Annotated in this window: 14 protein-coding genes and 1 tRNA gene; 6 read left to right on the top strand and 9 right to left on the bottom strand. The window is 62.9% G+C overall.

What is annotated here, in order from left to right; all coding sequences use genetic code 11:
* Nucleotides 1-102 precede the first annotated feature (102 nt).
* The 5 genes from AC1Q6Z_RS19065 to AC1Q6Z_RS19045 form a co-directional block, all read right to left on the bottom strand.
* Nucleotides 103-1158, bottom strand: a complete 1056-nt coding sequence (locus AC1Q6Z_RS19065; protein ID WP_439616919.1) for a porin — start codon at nt 1156-1158, stop codon at nt 103-105.
* A gap of 724 nt (nt 1159-1882) precedes the next feature.
* Entirely contained in the window at nt 1883-2389 is a 507-nt protein-coding gene (locus AC1Q6Z_RS19060; RefSeq protein ID WP_439616918.1) for a hypothetical protein, read from the bottom strand.
* Between the two features lie 34 nt (nt 2390-2423).
* Nucleotides 2424-2579, bottom strand: a complete 156-nt coding sequence (locus AC1Q6Z_RS19055; RefSeq protein WP_439616917.1) for a hypothetical protein — start codon at nt 2577-2579, stop codon at nt 2424-2426.
* A gap of 74 nt (nt 2580-2653) precedes the next feature.
* Nucleotides 2654-2977: a hypothetical protein gene (locus tag AC1Q6Z_RS19050; RefSeq protein ID WP_439616916.1), complete on the bottom strand. Its 324-nt coding sequence runs from the start codon at nt 2975-2977 to the stop codon at nt 2654-2656.
* A 275-nt stretch (nt 2978-3252) separates the two neighbouring features.
* Nucleotides 3253-3342: transfer RNA gene (locus tag AC1Q6Z_RS19045), tRNA-Ser, on the bottom strand.
* A gap of 267 nt (nt 3343-3609) precedes the next feature.
* Here AC1Q6Z_RS19045 and AC1Q6Z_RS19040 point away from each other — a divergent pair.
* Complete coding sequence (locus tag AC1Q6Z_RS19040; RefSeq protein WP_492648886.1) at nt 3610-4722, top strand: calcium-binding protein; 1113 nt, start codon at nt 3610-3612, stop codon at nt 4720-4722.
* A gap of 85 nt (nt 4723-4807) precedes the next feature.
* On the opposite strand, the gene AC1Q6Z_RS19035 is transcribed toward AC1Q6Z_RS19040, so the two are convergent.
* The 3 genes from AC1Q6Z_RS19035 to AC1Q6Z_RS19025 form a co-directional block, all read right to left on the bottom strand.
* A complete protein-coding gene (locus AC1Q6Z_RS19035) occupies nt 4808-5740 on the bottom strand; it encodes a MerR family transcriptional regulator (RefSeq protein ID WP_492648885.1) in 933 nt (310 codons plus the stop codon).
* Nucleotides 5741-5864: 124 nt separating this feature from the next.
* Complete coding sequence (locus tag AC1Q6Z_RS19030; protein ID WP_492648884.1) at nt 5865-9218, bottom strand: caspase family protein; 3354 nt, start codon at nt 9216-9218, stop codon at nt 5865-5867.
* Between the two features lie 97 nt (nt 9219-9315).
* Nucleotides 9316-10437, bottom strand: coding sequence for a Gfo/Idh/MocA family protein (locus tag AC1Q6Z_RS19025; protein ID WP_492648883.1), 1122 nt, complete (start codon nt 10435-10437; stop codon nt 9316-9318).
* Nucleotides 10438-10569: 132 nt separating this feature from the next.
* Here AC1Q6Z_RS19025 and AC1Q6Z_RS19020 point away from each other — a divergent pair, with 132 nt between their 5' ends.
* The 5 genes from AC1Q6Z_RS19020 to iolB all read left to right on the top strand — a co-directional run bounded on the left by AC1Q6Z_RS19020 (nt 10570) and on the right by iolB (nt 17224).
* Entirely contained in the window at nt 10570-11442 is an 873-nt protein-coding gene (locus tag AC1Q6Z_RS19020; RefSeq protein ID WP_256118755.1) for a MurR/RpiR family transcriptional regulator, read from the top strand.
* Between the two features lie 105 nt (nt 11443-11547).
* Nucleotides 11548-13470, top strand: a complete 1923-nt coding sequence (locus AC1Q6Z_RS19015; protein WP_435265134.1) for a bifunctional 5-dehydro-2-deoxygluconokinase/5-dehydro-2-deoxyphosphogluconate aldolase — start codon at nt 11548-11550, stop codon at nt 13468-13470.
* A 23-nt stretch (nt 13471-13493) separates the two neighbouring features.
* Nucleotides 13494-15344: a 3D-(3,5/4)-trihydroxycyclohexane-1,2-dione acylhydrolase (decyclizing) gene (gene iolD, locus AC1Q6Z_RS19010; RefSeq protein WP_492648882.1), complete on the top strand. Its 1851-nt coding sequence runs from the start codon at nt 13494-13496 to the stop codon at nt 15342-15344.
* Nucleotides 15345-15500: 156 nt separating this feature from the next.
* Nucleotides 15501-16418, top strand: a complete 918-nt coding sequence (gene iolE, locus AC1Q6Z_RS19005) for a myo-inosose-2 dehydratase (RefSeq protein WP_492648881.1) — start codon at nt 15501-15503, stop codon at nt 16416-16418.
* Nucleotides 16419-16429: 11 nt separating this feature from the next.
* Complete coding sequence (iolB, locus tag AC1Q6Z_RS19000) at nt 16430-17224, top strand: 5-deoxy-glucuronate isomerase (RefSeq protein ID WP_492648880.1); 795 nt, start codon at nt 16430-16432, stop codon at nt 17222-17224.
* Nucleotides 17225-17231: 7 nt separating this feature from the next.
* Here iolB and AC1Q6Z_RS18995 read toward each other — a convergent pair whose 3' ends face one another.
* Nucleotides 17232-18260 carry an extracellular catalytic domain type 1 short-chain-length polyhydroxyalkanoate depolymerase gene (locus AC1Q6Z_RS18995; RefSeq protein ID WP_435265130.1) on the bottom strand — a complete coding sequence of 343 codons (1029 nt, stop codon included), beginning with the start codon at nt 18258-18260 and terminating at the stop codon, nt 17232-17234.
* Nucleotides 18261-18286: the final 26 nt, after the last annotated feature.

Here is an 18286-nt window from a genome sequence, read left to right as displayed (position 1 = left end):
ACGCTGGAAAAGGTCGTGCGCGTCCAGCCGATACCATGCCGAAAACGAAAAAGACCCGGCTCGAAAGCCGGGTCTCCCATCACTGACAAAAGTCAGATCAGATTAGAACGAACGCTGCAGACGGACGAAGCCCGACCACTGGTCGCCACCGGCGCCCTTGTTGCCAGCGCCGTTGTCGACGTCGGTGTACTGCAGGCTGATCTTGGTGGTGAGGTCCGTGACGATCGTGTAGTCGAGCGTCAGGCCAGCGCGCCATGCGTCACGGTCGCCAACGTAGTCGCCGTCGATGTCATAGTCGAGCGTACCCCAGTACTGGAAGCCGGGGGTGATTGCCAGCTTTTCAGAGAGGTTAGCCTTGTACGATGCAGCAACCGACCATTCGGAAGCGTCCCAGTAACGGTTTGCACCCGACGACCAGACAGCAGCAGCCTGGAGCGTGCCCGGGCCGACGTCAGCGGAAACGAGGCCGCGGATGGCGCCGTTTTCAGCGTCGAAGTCGTAGGAACCGAGCAAGTCAGCGCTTACGGCGCCGAACGAACCGGTGACAACACCCGAGATGCCGAGGCCGTCTTCGAATTCAACAAAGCCGTTCTTGGCGTTGGCGAAGGATTCGAGAGCAACGGTAGCAGCGAAAGCGCCGCCTTCGTACTTGTAGGATACAGCATTCAGCAGCGACTCGCCGCCGATGATGTTGAAGATCGTGCCGTCGAGAACGTCGGTCTCGCCGTTGATGCCCTTATCCCATTCCGTGTAGAAGTAACCAGCCTTGAAGCCGCCGAGCTGGATCCATGCACCGTCAAGGAAGACGTCCTGGTGCGAGTCGGCCTGAAGGTCGATGTGACCGGTCAGCGTGCCGAGCTCGGTGTCGCTCTTGGCGTCGAGCGAGAGGTAACCACGGGTACGAGCGCGGTAGCCCCAGTCGTCGCCGTTCGGGCCAGCGGAGTCTTCAGCGAAGTCTACCTGGAAACGAACGTAGCCGCTGATCTGCAGGCAGGTTTCGGTGCCCGGGATGTAGAAGTAACCCGTGCCGAATGCGTCGCAAACGCGAACGTATTCCATCGGCTCCGGCTCGGCAGCAACGATAGCGTCGGCAGCCTGGGCGCCGGATACTGCTGCGAGTGCAGCAGCGGAGCCGATAAGAAGGCTCTTGATGTTCATTTCTGACCTCCAGTCAAAAAGTTTCAAACGGGTCTGGGTTTTTTGCTGAAGGACAGCGTTCCCTGCCCCATCCCCAAGTTCAGGAAGCGGACGATCAACCGCCCCTGCTTCCGAACCTGAAAATACAAGACGCGCTTCCGTAAGCAATCTCCAAACTGAAAGGAGGCGGGGTTTGTGTCAGCCTTCGCCAAGCGCTGTTGCGCAAAGGACACAAAATGGCGGACCGGATCGCTAAAAGTTTATGGATCCTTAACAAAAGGCCTTATGAAGCGGGCACTTAGCCCGACAGGACAACTGTATAACCCTGCCTTAGACCGGGCGAAATAAGGGCAAAGGCCGCACTTTGACGTGGCGGAGACGCATTTTCTCGCATCCGCTTCTCTATCACAGTCAGACCGGCATGACCGAAAGCGGGAATCGCGAGCGGTGTTTTTCGATGTCGATTCGGGTGATTCACGCAGCGGAGTTTTGAGTCGGCGATCAAAGGCGCTTCATCGCACATGAAAGAAGCCGACGACTTCAGCAGCAGGCAGCCTCCTGCTCTCCCTTATATATAAGGCTCGCAACGCCCACCGTCCGCAGCGCCATCTGTCGGCGGGGGCAGGTGATCGTCATCTCATGGAATGAGGGATTCTCTACTCTTGGTTTTGGCCGGCGACGTCGTCGCGAAAGACCATGCTTGCCGCCAGGTAGAAAATCGCCAGCCGTGGCGCCTGCCGTTTTGCTACCGGGCTTTGGCGTAAATCATGATGGCGAAGCCGATACCCATGCCGATGTAGCAAATCCATGTCAGCACCTCCTGCCAGCGCTTCGGGGTCAGACGATGGATGTCCTCGTCTCCAGGCCCACCGTTACGCGTCTGAAGCCCGAACAGGCCCAGCGTGCGGTGGGTGGCCTCGTGGTCGATCCTCGTGTCCTTTATCGTTCCGCCGATGATGCGCCCCAGCAGATAGCGCTTCATGCCCGAAATGAACGACCCCAGGAAGAACGTGTTGAGTGTGAAGGAGAACGCAAGCAGTATGGCAAGCCCGATGAAGAACAAAGTCCAGTCGTTCATGTGCTCGATCGCCCCCCGGTTTATCATCGTTGTAGGGACACGGCCGATCTCACCGGTGTATTCGAATGGTGCCGGACTTTTTAATGCGGTCTTTTGCGGTGTGGCGGCGATCCCAAGCATTGCCGGTTCAACATGGAAGGCGCGCCCCGATTTGAACCGCGTTGCCGGCTGCACTCCATCCTAGGGCTGCTGGACCACGCGCCACGCCTCATGAGGCCGGCGTCGCTCTAGCCCAGGTGCGATAAAGATATTGCTTCCCTGGTGTAGGCGTGCGCTTGGAGCTGAACAGGCTCACCGGTTGCGCTTCAATTTGGTTTTCGATCGCGTCGTTGCTGGTGCTGCGATCCACAACGATGATGGTCATGTCAAATCGCCCATCCACGTTGCCGTAGTCCAACCACCGAAGGATTAGGACGATGGAAATGGCAGCGTTCGCCCTTAAGTGCTGGAGCCGGTTATGCTCGGGCGGGCAATGGCTTGAGACGGTTCCGGAGACATCGTCGTTTCCTGAGGAAGCTCAGGAATGACCTCTGGCGCGGCAGGATATCGCGGACGATCCACTCTATATTGGAACGCTTCGATTTCGGCGTCCGAAAAGCGTCGTTGATTGCGAAGCTCCACCATCGTGACGGCGATCAGTTCGTTATCCGTCGCGTGCCGGCCGTCCTGTCCAGGAAGGTTCGCGCCGCTCAGGGGTATGACGGCCAGCAACTCGTGGCCGCCGCCACTGGCTTTGTAGGCTCGGACGACAATTTCCCGCATGCCTGTCTCCATATAGGTGAGCAGCACTACAGACGGCACGTTCCGGCCAACCAATCTATTCTGTTGCGAATGGACAATTTGGGACGGGCTAAAGGCGGCGACGCATAGCTCGAAGCGAATCGGGCACCGTGCGGCGGTAATTCGACCAGAGCGAGGAAACACAGGCCTGCGCGGCGGCGCTAGCCATGCAAATGCGAACAACAGGGACGTAAAGTCGGGAGGTGCTTTAGCCATCCGTAATCAGATAGCAAAATCCACACACTATGGGGAATGACTGGCGGAGAAGAAGGGATTCGAACCCTCGATACCGTTTCCGGTATACTCCCTTAGCAGGGGAGCGCCTTCGACCACTCGGCCACCTCTCCGCTCGCGGTCCTGATAGGGCCAAAGCCCTCATTGATCAAGCGCTTTTTCGATTTTTCCCGCAATCAGGCGCTTTATACATATGGCGGCTTCCCGCGGGCGAAAACGGGTTTTGAGCTCGGGAATCGGCAAGGCAGGCCACCGTCTCTGCAAATTTTCGCCCGGCGGCCTCGAAATTGCCTTCTGTCTCCCCACTTTGTTCAAGAGCGGTTCAGCTTGCCGGCGCTAAAAGTCGGGCAACAGCAGATGAATGAGAAAGGAACGAGGACATGGCGTTTGTATATAAGGGCACGAACGGCGATGATTACGTCGTCCAGAACTCGCGCACCGAGGTTGAAATCTACACCTATGGCGGCGATGACGAGATTGTTCTGAATCGGACCGACAGCCGTGGTGGCCTCAACTATGTGGAAGCCGGCAGCGGCGACGACCTCGTGCGCAACAGCTTCGAAGGTGGCAACGACATCTTCCTCGGCTCCGGCAACGACATCTACAAACACAGCGGCGCGGCCAAGGCGAGCGGGGAATATGACGTGGTTCGCGGCGGCGACGGCAATGACCGCTTCGAGGTGAAGACGCTTGCCAGCGACTACTACGGCGACAGCGGCAACGATACCTTCTATTCCGTGGGCTACCGCAATTCGTTCAACGGCGGTTCGGGTACGGACACGATCAACTACTCGCTGCAGGATTCGAGCAGTGAGGAAGGCCGCGGCATCTATGTCGATCTCGACCGGGGTTTTGCCCGCGCCGTCAGCGGCCGCAATGAGGAGCTCCGGAGCATCGAGAATGCGACGGGCACCAACTCTAACGACACGCTGATCGGCACCGGCGGCAACAACATCCTGCGCGGCGGCAACGGCAACGACCAGCTCGAAGGCCTCGGCGGCAATGACCGGCTCTATGGCGGAGCCGGCAAGGATGTGATTTACGGCGACAGCGGCAATGACGACCTCTATGGCGACAGCGGCAACGACCGTCTCTATGGCGGCTCGGGCAATGACGACCTGGTCGGCGGCTCCGGCAATGACCTGCTGGTCGGCGACAGCGGAAACGACTTCCTCGTCGGCGGCTCCGGCGCCGATACGTTCCGTTTCCTGCGTACCTCCGACAGCAAGGTCGGCTCGCAGCGCGACGTCATCGACGACTTCAAGCCGGACAGCCAGGACGACGTGATCGACCTGCGCGACATCGACGCCAGGACCGACAGAAGCGGCAACAACTCCTTCACCTTCATCGGCAAGGATGCGTTTTCCGGCACGTCGGGCGAATTGCGCTATTCCGGCACGATCATCTCCGGCGACGTCAATGGCGATGGCCGGGCGGATTTCGAGATTGACGCGGGCCTGACGCGCTACTATTCGAACGACTTCCTGCTCTAAGCTCCGCCCCCGGCACAAGGGGCGCTCCCGAGCTTGTCATGCCGCACGCGCCAGCAACGCGTGCGGCATTTCTCATTTCAGGACCTTACTTTAGCGGCACCGGCAAGGCGCGCAGCGCGTCGTTCAGCCAGGTCCAGACCCTGTCCGGTTCGGCCGAATCACCCTCCCCACGCAGAATCGCCAGCAGGTGCCGGTAGCGGCCCATGCGGCCGGATTGTTTTTCATACTGGGCAAACTGCCAGTCGAGGAAGGTGCGATCCGGCTCGCGGCCCATCGCACGCGCCGAATCATCGAGCCAGGCAGTGGCGATCGCCTGTGCTTCCACCGACTGCGGCGATATCCCTTTCGCGATGGCCGCCTGGGCGGCCTCGTAGGTCCTGAGCGCGGCGTCGCGGTAGGCGGCCGGGTCGAAGGCGCCGGTCCAGAAGGTTGCCATCTCCGTCTTGAGGTCGCGGGCGAAATCCTCGTCCTCTAGCATGTCGGCAAGTTCCGTCCAGGCGGCGATCTGGTCCGGCGTCGGGTCGTCCGGCAGGTCGGGAACGCTCGTCTCGATCATCCGGCGGCGCCAGTCTTCGTCCATCGCGGCCCCTTCGGCGATCCGCTCGACGAAACGTTCAACGAGGGCATGCATGTCGTTGTTGCTTCGGTTTGCCATGGTCCAAAACCTCCTCAGATCAGCATCGGCAGGGTTCGGGAGGCGAAGCGTTGCACGCAGCACGGCGGCCATCCGGCGCCTTGCCGCTATTTCCGTTTCGAGGATGGCGAGCCGGGCCTGCAATACGTCCGCAAGGCTCAGCCGGCGGCCGATCAGCTTGCCGATAGCGGCAAGGCCGACGCCCGCCTCGCGCAGCGCGCGGATGAGGTCCAGCCGTGCCGCATCCGTCTCGCTGTAGATGCGGTAGTTTCCCGCCGAGCGGTCGCTCGGCAGCAGGCCCTTGTCGGAATAATAGCGGATGCGGCGGACGGATTGCCCCGAAAGCCGCGCCAATTCGCCGATCGTGTAAAACTTCGCTCCCATGGCATCCCCACTACGGCCTCCACCCGGTGGAGGGTCAAGGACCGATTCGCGCGGATTTTCGCCGGCCAAACGAAAACCGCCAGCGACGATGGTCGCTGGCGGTTCTTGCGGAAGCTGATCCGTGTCAGGTGCGGGCGGCGAGACGGTCGATGGCGTTCTGCGTCGATGCGCCGAAATCGCCGTCGATCGGGCCGTTGTAATAGCCGCGCTGCTTGAGGATCGACTGGAACTCTTTGCGGAACTGCGGCGTGAAGTTTGCCGGAGACCCCTTGAGTTCCTGGAGCTTGCCCTGGTCGCCGCCTTCGACGCTGGCAGCGGCCCAGCGGGCGGCTTCCTTGGCGTTGGCGCGCGTGCCGAGGCCGTGGTCGAAGAGGCGGGACAGGTTGCCCATGGCATAGGTGTTGCCACCGTTTGCCGCCTTCTCGTACCAGTCGCGGGCCTGGGCATAGTCCTGCGTCACGCCGTTGCCGACGTCGTAGAGCCAGCCGATCGAGGCCATCGAATAGTAGTCGTTGAAGGCGGCTGCCTTCTCGTACCACTTGCGGGCTTCGACATAGTCGACCGCGACGCCGAGGCCGGACTGGTAGGCGTAGCCGACGGAGGACATCGCATTGACGTCGCCGCCTTCCGCACCCTTCATGTACCAGTCGAGCGAGACGGTGTAGTCGCGCGTCGTGCCGAGGCCTTCACGGTAGAACCAGCCCATCGTGGCCTGCGCATTGGCGTAACCCTGTTCGGCGCCCTTGCGATACCACTTGATGGCCTCGTCATAGTCCTTGCGCGTGCCGTTATAGCCTTCGCGGTAGAGCCAGCCGAGGGAGGCCTGGGCATAGGGGTTGCCGGCGTTCGAGGCCTGCTCGAACATGCGGGTGCCCTTGGCCATGTCGACCGGGCCATCCGTGCCATAGATCGAATACCAGGCAAGGTTGGTCAGGGCGTAGAGGTTCCCCTCGTCGGCGGCCTTCTGGTAGTGCTCACGCGCCTTGGAGAAGTTCTTCGCGGCGTCGTGGGCACGGCCCAGCATGTTGCGGATCGAGTTGTCCGACGGATTGGCGTTGAGCGCCGCTTCGCAGACCGGGATCGCGCGGCCGTAGTCGATCTGCGCGAAGAGCTTTCCGAGGAAGCCCGGGCGCAGGTTCGGTTCGCCGGCAAGTTCGTAGCACTGGTCGGCATCCGAACCGGAGAGCGTGACCGTCGACTGGCTGTTGTCGGTGGTGGTGGTGGTCGTCGTCGACGACAGCGACGAGCTGTCGTTGCGGCCGGCGGCCAGCTTGTCGATCGCGGCGAGCGTTGCCGCGCCGAATTCGCCATCGGAAGAACCGCTGTAATAACCGCGTTCCCTCAGAAGGTTCTGCATTTCCTTGCGGAAGGCGACGGTGAAGTTGCCGGGGGTTTCCTTGAGTTCCTTCAGCTTGGCCTGGTCGCCGCTTTCGACGCTGCCGGCCGCCCAACGAACGGCTTCCTTGGCGTCTGCCGGCGTGCCGAGACCCTGGTCATAGAGGCGCGACAGGTTGCCCATGGCATAAGCGCTGCCGGCGTTTGCGGCCTTCTCATACCAGTAGCGGGCTTCGACATAGTCCTGCTTCACGCCGTTGCCGACGTCATAGAGCCAGGCGAGCGAGGCCATCGAGTAGGAATCGCCGATATTGGCGGCCTTCTCGTACCAGACCTTGGCTTCCGCATAGTCCTGCGCCGTGCCGAGGCCGTTCTGGTAGGCCCAGCCGAGCGAGGACATGGCGTTGGCGTCGCCGGCATCTGCCGCCTTGCGATACCAGGTCAGCGACTGGACATAGTCCTGCGAGACGCCGAGGCCTTCGCGGTAGAACCAGCCCATGGTCGCCATGGCATTGGCATAACCCTGGTTGGCCGACTGCTGATACCACTTCACCGCTTCGTTATAGTCTTGGCGCGTGCCGCCATAACCTTCGCGGTAGAGCCAGCCGAGCGATGCCTGGGCGTAGGAGTTGCCGGCGATCGAGGCCTTCTCGAACATCGACAGGCCCTTCGGCACGTCGATCGGGCCATCCGTGCCGTAGACCGAGAACCAGGCAAGGTTGGTGAGCGCGTACATGTTGCCGAGGTCGATCGCCTTTTCGTAGTTGCGACGGGCTTCGACATAGTTGCGGTCGGAATCGTGCGCGCGGCCGAGCAGGTTGACCAGCATGCCGTCGGACGGGTTCTCGTTGACGGCCTGCGCGCAGGCGGAAAGCGCCCGTTTGGCGTCGATCTTCAGGAAGTTGACCCCCATGAAGCCCGGAAGCGACTGCGGTTCGCCGGCGAGCAGGAAGCAATCCCGCGAGGCCGGCGTCTCCTTGGAGGTGGAGAGCTCGACGCTGAGGCCCTTCTTCGGCTCAAGGGCGGCAATCAGCTGTTCGGCGCTGCTGCGATGCGTGCTGTCGGGATAACGCTCGATGAAGCGCTGGAGCGCGGCCGCATCGGTCGATTCCTTCAGAGCGTCCCAGGCTATGCTCGCGGCATCCTGGCCGTCGTTCTGCGTCGCCTCCTGGAGGCTGGCGAGCTTCTTTTCCGCCAGCATCTTGTAGACCGGATCCTTGCCGTGCTTCGCGATGAAGGCAGCAATCAGGTCCTCGTCGGCGAGGTCGCGGATGTTCTGCCAGTCGGCTGCCGCTTCGGACTGGCCGTTCGGCGAGACCTCCTGCGTGTTGCCGCTGTTGGTGACGTTGATGTTGACTTCCTTGATATTCAGGAAGATCTGCGCGCCACCGAGCGAACCGTAGACGAAGGGCTCCTGCTCGCGGTTGGTGGCTTCCACCACCTCGTCGCGCACCTTGCCGAGCGCGATGCGCACGTCGAGGCCAGGCTCCGTCAGGTATTTCGAAAGTGCCGTGGCAAACGGGCTGTTCTTGCCCTCGCCATCGAGCGCGACCGTGCCGGCCTTCGAGGCGAAGGCGATCAGCGTATCGGCCGATTCGGGTTCGACGCGGGCGAGACCGCGGGTCACGGCACGGGTGCCGATCGAGCGCGTCATCGACTGCGAGAACGGATTGTTGCGGCAGGCATCGAGGATGAAGAGCTTCAGCTTCTTGGCGCCTTCGAGCGAGCGCTGCACGCGATCGATCGCCACGCTCTCGTCCTCGACGTCGCGGTCGCTCTTCAGCGCCGCATCGACGGGGATGAGGTAGTTGACCCCGTTCATCTCCATGGCGTGGCCGGAATAATAGACCACCGCCATATCCGCATCGGCAGACTCATCCTCAAACTCGCGCAACGCCTTCACCATGGCGCCGCGGTCGAGATCGAGCACAGTCTTGACGGAATCGAAACCCGCTGCCTCGAACGAGGCGCGCATAAGCTCCACATCGTTCGCGGGGTTGTTGAGCTGGGCCGTCTCTTCGTATTTCTGATTGCCTATCAGCAGTGCAACGCGTTTCGCCTCTGCGGCGCTCACATTGAACACGATGACAGCAATCGAGACGAAGAGGACCGGCGCCCAGCGTCTCTGCATTTGCTTTAACATGCCCATCCCTCCGGCATTATTGCCGAGAGTATTACGTATGGCCCCCGCCGTTTCAATGAGGAGGCGACCGGATTTTTTTGGCCCGGTCGCCAGAAATTCATTCTGTGGCAATTTCCACCCAGCGGGCTTCGCGGAAAGATTGTGCCATGGCGTGCACGGATTTCTCGATGCGCAGGCCATGGTTGAAATCGATGGAATGCGACGCCATGCCCGCAATCGCGGCGATCAGCTCGCGGCATTCGATGACTTTCAGGTCGTTGAAGCCGAGGCCGTGGCCGGGGGCCGGAATGAACCGGTCATAGGGCTTGTGGTGCGGTGCTGTCAGGACTGTGGAAAAGCCCTGTTCGCTCGCCCTGCCCTCGGTCGTGTAGAGCTGGAACTCGTTCATGCGCTCCTGGTCGAAGAGGATCGTGCCCTTCGAGCCATAGACCTGCAGCGCGATGCGGCCCTTGCGGCCCCAGGCGGAGCGGTTGGCCATCAGCACGCCGGAAATACCGCCGGGAAGGCGCATCAGGACGCTGGCGATATCGTGGTTTTCGACCTCGCGGCGACCGCCGTCCTTCAGCGGGCGGTCGGCATAGGGTTTTGCCAGCGACGCGATCACCGCCTCGACATGGCCGAACAGGCTCCACAGCAGCGAGAGCGGATGCACGGCGAAATCGTCGAGCGCGCCATAGCCGGAGGACGCCTCGCTCTTCCAGTAGAAGGCGGCTTCCGGATCGGCCATGAAGTCCTCGTCCATCTCGACGCGCGCATGGTTCACCGTGCCGATGACCCCCTCGTCCAGCAGGGAACGGATGTGCCGCATCACCGGGTTCTGGATATAATTGTAGCCCATGACGGCAATCTTGCCGGAAGAGCGCTGGGCGGCGAGCATGCGCTCGGCATCGGCAAAGGCCGGCGCCATCGGCTTTTCGCACCAGACATGTTTGCCGGCTTCCAGCGCCGCGATCGCCATGTCGGCGTGAAACTGGTTCGGCGTGGTGACGGAGATCACGTCGACCTCCGGGTCGGCCAGCAGGTCGCGCCAGTTGGCGGTCGATTTCGCAAAGCCGAATTCGCGGGCGCGGCTTGCCGCAAGCTCCGCATTGGCCTCGGCCAGATGCACGAGGCGCGGGCGGTCGACATCGCCGAACACCGTGCTGACATTGTTCCAGGCGAGCGCATGGCACTTGCCCATGTAACCCGTACCGATCAGTCCTATGCCGAGGGCCTTCATGACGTCTCCTCCATCCGCTATATCGTTTAGACCATGTGTAACCGGAAAGATTTGGAACGAAAACTATCTTTTCCGATAATATGGAATATTTATTTCATTTGTAGCAGAATGGCCGCGTGAGGAGAGACATCCATGAGCAACAGCGAAGCGGCCCTGACGCGCGTACCCCGCGATTTCGACAGCCTGCGCAGCGTCATCATCGAGCGCAAGGCGACCATGCCGAAGCGGCTGGCGCAAGTGGCGGCCTATGCGCTCTCCAACCCGGACGACATGGCTTTCGGCACCGCTGCGAGCATTGCGACGGCGGCCGACGTGCAGCCCTCCACGCTGGTGCGCCTTGCCCACCATCTCGGCTATGAGGGCTTTTCCGACCTCCAGAACGTTTTTCGCGCCCGGTTGCGCGACCGCACGCTGTCCTATGAGGAGCGGCTGCTGTCGCTCGAAGCGGCCCCGGCGGCCAACAGCGACACGGAACTGCTTTCCGGCTTCCTGACGGCAGCAAGCCAGTCCGTCGCGCGGCTGGCGAGCACCATCGACGGCGATATCTTCTCCAAATCCGTCGAACTTCTGGCCCAGGCCGAGACCATCTACCTTGTCGCCAAGCGCCGCTCCTATCCGCTGACCGCGCATATCGCCTATGCCTTCGGCAAGCTCGGCATCCGCCACCAGATCCTCGCCTCGCCGAACGGCATCGACCCGGAAATCGCCCAGTTCGCGACGCGCAAGGATGCAGTGATCGCCGCAAGTTTTGCGCCCTATGCCGCCGACAGCCTTGCGCAGGCGCAGGAACTGGCAAGCCGCGGCGTGCCGATCGTCGCCATCACGGATTCGGTGTTCTCGCCGCTCGCCACCTCCGCCACCCACTGGTTCGAGGTGTCCGAGGCCGATTATGCCGGCTTCCGCTCGCTTTCCGCCTCCATGGCGCTGGCCATGGCGCTGCCGGTCGCGATTGCCGAAAAACGCCGCAGCATGCGGCGCTCCCCGAAACGAAATGGTGCGGAATAGAAACGGAATGAATATTCCGAATTGACAGAATAATGGAATTCATGTTTCATTTTCCCAACGTACCGCCGCGCTGAGATGGCGGCGCCGCGAGACCGGGAGGAAGACATGCCGCACCTTGACCAGGACAGGACGCTCGACGTCATTACGATCGGCCGCTCGTCCGTCGACTTGTACGGCCAGCAGCTCGGCACGCGCCTGGAAGACACCGCCTCCTTCGCCAAGTCCGTCGGCGGCTGCCCGGCGAATATCGCGATCGGCACCGCCCGCCTCGGGCTCAAATCCGCGCTCATCACCCGCGTCGGCGACGAGCAGATGGGCCGTTTCATCCGCGAACAGTCCGCCCGTGAAGGGGTGAATGTCGAGGGCATCCGGACCGACAAGGACCGCCTCACCGCGCTCGTTCTGCTCGCCATCGAATCCGAAGGCGTCTCGCCGATGATCTTCGTGCGCACCGACTGTGCCGACATGGCGCTCGACGAGGGCGACGTGGACGAGGCCTTCGTGCGCTCTTCGCGCGCCGTGCTGGTTTCCGGCACGCATTTTTCCCGGCCCAACACGGAGGCCGCGCAACGCAAGGCGATCCGCATCGCCAAGGAATCGCGCGGCAAGGTCATTTTCGATATCGACTATCGCCCGAACCTCTGGGGCCTTGCCGGCCATGCGGAAGGTTTCGAGCGCTATGTGAAGTCCGACCGCGTCTCCGCCATTCTGAAATCCGTGCTGCCGGATTGCGACCTGATCGTCGGCACCGAAGAGGAGATCATGATCGCATCGGGCGCCGACGATGTGCTGTCCTCGTTGAAAGCCATCCGTGCCGTTTCCCCGGCCACCATCGTGCTGAAACGCGGCGCCATGGGCTGCATCGTCTATGACGGGCCGATTTCGGACGACCTGGAAGACGGCGTGGTCGGTGATGGCTTCCCGATCGAGGTTTATAATGTGCTGGGCGCGGGCGACGCCTTCATGTCCGGCTTCCTGCGCGGCTGGCTGAAGGGCGAGGACCACAAGACCTCCGCCACCTGGGCCAATGCCTGCGGCGCCTTCGCCGTCTCCCGCCTGCTCTGCTCGCCGGAATATCCGAGCTGGGAAGAGCTCACCTTCTTCCTGAAGAATGGCAGCAAGCATCGGGCGCTGCGCAAGGACGAGGCGATCAACCACATCCATTGGGCGACCAACCGCAAGCAGGGCGATATACCCCTCCTCATGGCGCTCGCCTGCGACCACCGCATGCAGCTCGTCGACGTCGCCGATGAACTGAAGGTGCCGCACGAAAAAATTTCCGAGTTCAAGCGGCTGACCGTCAAGGCCGCCGCGCGCGTCGCCGATGGCCGGCCGGGTTACGGCATGCTGATCGACGAACGCTTCGGTCGCGATGCCTTCTTCGATGCCGCGACGCAGAATTTCTCTTGGCTCGGCCGCCCGGTCGAGCTACCGGGCTCCAAGCCGCTGCGCTTCGAGTTCAGCCAGGATATCGGCTCGCAGCTCGTCGAATGGCCGCTCGACCATTGCATCAAGTGCCTGTGTTTCTACCATCCGGACGATCCGGCGGCCCTCAAGAAGGAGCAGCAGGAGAAGCTGCGCACGCTTTTCGAAGCCGCACGCCGCGTCGGGCGCGAATTGTTGATCGAGATCATCGCCGGCAAGAACGGGCCGCTCAAGGATGACACCGTGTCGACGGCGCTTCAGGAACTCTACGATCTCGGCATCAAGCCGGACTGGTGGAAGCTGGAGCCGCAGGCGTCCGCCGGCGCATGGCGGAACATCGAGGCCGTAATCGCCAAAAATGATGCTTATTGCCGTGGTATCGTGCTGCTCGGCCTGGAAGCGCCGACCGAGGACCTGGTCAAGGCCTTCGAGGCGACGAAAGTAGCGCCGTCGGTGAAAGGGTTTGCCGTCGGCCGCACGATCTTCGTCGATGCCGCCCGCGCCTGGATGAGCGGCAAGATGGATGACGAGGCAGCGATCGCCCAGATGGCCGGCCGCTTCCGCGAGCTGACTGACGCCTGGCTTCGCACGCGCGGTCTGTGAATAAAGAATACGGGAGGAATACCATGTCAAAGACGATCCGGTTGACGATGGCGCAAGCCGTCGCGCATTTCCTGAAGGCACAGATGACGGTCGTCGACGGCAAGAAACAGCCGATCTTCGCGGGCGTCTGGGGCATTTTCGGCCACGGCAACGTCGCGGGCATGGGGGAAGCGCTCTACCAGGTGCGCAATGACCTGCCGACGCTGCGCGCCCATAACGAACAGGGCATGGCGCATGCCGCCGTCGCCTTCGCAAAGGCGAGCTTCCGCCAGCGTTTCATGGCCTGCACGACCTCGATCGGCCCCGGCGCGCTGAACATGATCACCGCCGCAGGTGTGGCGCATGTCAACCGCCTGCCCGTGCTGTTCCTGCCCGGAGACGTCTTCGCCAACCGCATTCCCGACCCGGTTCTCCAGCAGATCGAGAACTTTGGCGATGGCACCGTCTCGGTGAACGACGCCTTCCGCTGCGTCTCGCGCTATTTCGACCGCATCACCCGGCCCGAGCAGATCATTCCGGCGCTGAAGCGCACCATGCAGGTGCTGACCGACCCGGTCGATTGCGGTCCGGTGACGCTGTCGCTCTGCCAGGACGTGCAGGCGGAGGCCTATGACTATCCGGCAAGCCTGTTCGAGGAAAAGGTCTGGACGCACCGGCGCCCTCGCCCCGACACGGACGAACTCGCCTCGGCCATCGCCACGCTGCGCAAGGCGGAGCGGCCGCTGATCATCGCCGGCGGCGGGGTGCTCTATTCGCAGGCGACCGCCGAACTCAAGGCCTTTGCCGGCATGCATGGCATTCCGGTCGCCGTCACCCAGGCCGGCAAGTCGGCGCTGCCGGACGACCATCCGCTTTGCATGGGCTCGATCGGCGTTACCGGCACCTCGGCCGCCAATGCCTTTGCCGAGGAGGCGGACGTCATCCTCGCCGTCGGCACCCGCATGCAGGATTTCACCACCGGCTCCTGGGCGCTGTTCAAGGGCGACGGCGTCAAGATGATCGGCCTCAACACCGTCGCCTTCGATGCCGCCAAGCACGACAGCCAGCCGCTCGTCGCCGATGCGCGCGAGGGACTGACGCTGCTCTCCGAAGCCCTCGGTGGCTGGAAAGCCTCCGCCTCGGTGGAGGCGGCCGCCAAGAGCCGCAAGCAGGAATGGATGGCGGCCGTGAAAAAGGCGACCGCCGCCACGAATGTCGACCTGCCCTCCGATGCGCAGGTCATCGGCGCAGTGCAGCGCTCGATCGGCGGCGACAATTCGGTTCTGGTCTGCGCCGCCGGCGGTCTGCCAGGCGAGTTGCACAAGCTGTGGCAGGCGCACAAGCCGGGCGGCTACCACATGGAATACGGCTTTTCCTGCATGGGCTACGAGATTGCTGGCGGCCTCGGCGTCAAGCTCGCGCGGCCGGAGGCGGATGTCGTCGTCATGGTCGGCGACGGCTCCTACATGATGATGAATTCCGAACTCTCGACCTCCATCATGCTCGGCCAGAAGCTGACGATCGTCGTGCTCGACAATCGCGGCTATGGCTGCATCAACCGGCTGCAGATGGCAACCGGCGGCGCCAACTTCAACAACCTCCTGAAGGACTCGATGATCGAGATGATGCCCGACATCGATTTCCGCGCGCATGCCGAGAGCATGGGGGCGGTCGCCGTGAAGGTCTCGTCCATCGCCGACCTCGAAACGGCCATCCAGAGTAGCAAGGGCAACGACCGCACCTCGGTGATCGTCATCGACACGGACCCGCTCATCACGACGCAGGAAGGTGGCCATTGGTGGGATGTGGCGGTGCCTGAAGTCAGCCCTCGCACGGAGGTCAACAAGGCGCGCGAAGCCTATGAGAAGGCGCGCGCGGCACAGACCGTCGGCTAGGACAGAACCCCTCCTCCCCTCCGTCATCCTCGGGCTTGACCCGAGGATCCATGCCGCGGGATGTGGATCCTCGGGTCAAGCCCGAGGATGACGGAGGAGAAGAAGGCAGAAACAATGACAAGGGAGGCCACTGCCTCCGCCCAAGGAGATTTTGAGATGAAAGCCAAACTCGGCATGTCGCCCATCGCGTGGTGGAACGACGACCTTCCGGAGCTCAGCGACGACGTGTCCCTGGAGGAATGCCTGCGGCAATCGCGCAGCGCAGGCTTTACCGGCATGGAAAAGGGCCGCCGCTTTCCGGAAGATCCCGCCGTGATGCTGCCCATCCTGCGCGCGGCCGATGTGACGCTGTGCGGCGGCTGGTTTTCCGGCACGCTGGTCGATGAGGAACTCGCGGCCAACAAGGACCGTATTGCGCCGATGATCGAGCTGTTCAAGGCGGTCAATGCGCCCTGCATCGTCTATGGCGAAGTGGGCCGGTCCATCCAGGGTGACCGCTCCAAGCCGCTCGCCACCAAGCCTCGCCTTTCCGACGACGAGATGAAGGCCTATGGCCGCCGCCTCACGGAATTCGGCGAATGGTGCGCCGAACAGGGCATGCCGCTCTCGTATCACCATCACATGGCCGCCGTCGTGGAGACCGAGCCGGAACTCGACGCCTTCATGCGCGCGTCCGGCGAAGGCATTCCGCTGCTGCTCGATGCCGGGCATCTGGCCTTTGCCGGCGGCGACGTGCTGCGCGCCATCGACAACCACCACGCCCGTATCAACCATGTGCATGTCAAGGATATCCGCCAGGCCGTGGTCGATGGGCTCGATCGCAGCAGGCAATCGTTCCTCGACGCGGTGGCGCTCGGCGCCTTCACCGTGCCGGGCGATGGCTCGCTCGATTTCGGCGCGATCGTCCAGCGACTGGCCGACCACGGCTATGAAGGCTGGTTCGTCGTGGAAGCCGAACAGGACCCCCGCAAGGCGCCGCCGCAAAAAATGGCCGAGGTCGGTTATGCGGAACTGATGCGCGTCATGACCGCCGCGGGTTATACCGTGGAGACGGAAGGTTTTCCGAAAGGATAAGGAACAAGCCCATGCCGAACCTGCTCGTAAAACCGGAGGGCGCGCACGGCCGCGTCAGCCATGTGACGCCGGAAAGCGCCGGCTGGACCTATGTCGGCTTCGATATGCACCACATGCGGCCGGGCGAGATTCTCTCGGCCGAGACGGGGAGCCGCGAGGTCTGCCTCGTCTGGATTTCCGGCAAGGGCAAGGCGATGGCCAGCGGCCGGGATTTCGGCGTGCTGGGCGAGCGCATGAGCCCGTTCGAGGGCGCGCCGCATGCACTTTATATACCGGCCGGTTCCAACTGGTCGGTGACGGCGGAGACCGATCTGGAACTCGCCGTCTGCTCGGCCCCGGGCGGGGGCGATTTCAAGGCCAAGGCCATTCCGCCGGGAACGCATCCGAAGGTCAGCCGCGGCAAGGGCTCGAATGTCCGCCACGTCTACAACATCATGCCGGAAAACGACGATTCGGCGCATTCGCTGCTCGTCGTGGAAGTCATCACGCCGAGCGGCAACACCTCGTCCTACCCCTCGCACAAACACGACCAGGACGACCTGCCGAACGAAAGCTTTCTGGAAGAGACCTACTACCACCGCCTCAACCCGCCGCAGGGTTTCGCCTTCCAGCGGGTCTATACGGACGACCGCTCGCTCGACGAGGCGATGGCGGTGGAGGATCGCGACGTGACGCTGGTGCCAAAGGGCTACCACCCCTGCGCCACCATCCACGGCTATGATCTCTATTACCTCAACGTGATGGCGGGGCCGAAGCGGGTGTGGAAGTTCCACAACGCCAAAGAGCATGAGTGGCTGCTCGCCTGAGCGGCCACTAGCGCTTCCATTTGCGCGTCAGCCCCCATTCCTTGGCGATGTCCAACGTCGAGGAGAAGCCGGCTTCCAGCATGAAGGGCTCGGCGGAGGTGGCGTAACCGCCGCCCTCGCCGCGCGCGACCGGCGTGCCGTGGCCCATGCCGTCGATCTCATGCAGGGTGACGAGCGGCTTGCCGTCCTTGTCCGGCCAGATGCGCGTGCGGCGGCCTTTCATGCGCTTTTCGACGAAGGCTTCCTTGGGCAGGCGGTAGAGATCGCGCCATTGCTCGACCAGCGCATATCCGTTCGACAGCGCCACCGTCTCGTCCGCCGTGCCGTGCCAGATGGAAATGACCGGCTTGCGGGCGATGCTTGGCGAAACCGTGCGCACCAGATCGCTCCATTCGTCGGCCGTGCGATCCGGCGCCTCGGCCATGGCGTCGAAGGCACGGGTGGCGTCGCGTGCGGCACCGAAGGGCAGGCCGGCGATGATCGCGCCGCCGGCAAAGACCTCCGGGTAGTTGGCGAGCATGGCGGCGGTCATGGCGCCGCCGGCGGAAAGGCCGGTGATGAAGGTGCGCTCCGGGTCGCTTGCCGCCCGCTCGGCGGCATGTGCCAGCATCTGGCGGATCGACATCAGCTCGCCGCGGTCACGCGTCACTTCGCTCGGCCGGAACCAGGTGAAACAGAGACCCGGATTGTTCGCCTCGCGCTGCTGGGCGTAGACGACGGCAAAGCCGCGTTCCTCGGCAAGAGAGGCCCAGCCGGCGGCGCGATCATAGCTCTCGGCACTCTGCTGGCAGCCGTGCAGCACCAGCACGAGCGGGCGCCCGGCGGGCAGGCCGTCCGGAATATGCTCGAACATGCGCAGGCCGCCGGGATTGCTGCCGAAACCCACCACTTCGGTGAGCGTGGAAGATCCTGCCGGCCGCCGTCGGGCGGCGGGTGCCTTGCGTTCCGGTTCGCGGGAAAACGGCCAGAACAGATCGCTCAGCCGGGCTTCGGTCGGCACCAGCCGCTCGACCGATCGCTTGAAACGGTCTCGCATGCTTGGCCTCCTCGTGGGGGAATTGC

This window comes from Shinella sp. GW835-FHT14H05 (genome assembly GCF_058793575.1).
The sequence above is the reverse complement of the archived record's forward strand: the minus strand, read 5'-3'. Positions and strand labels throughout refer to the sequence as shown.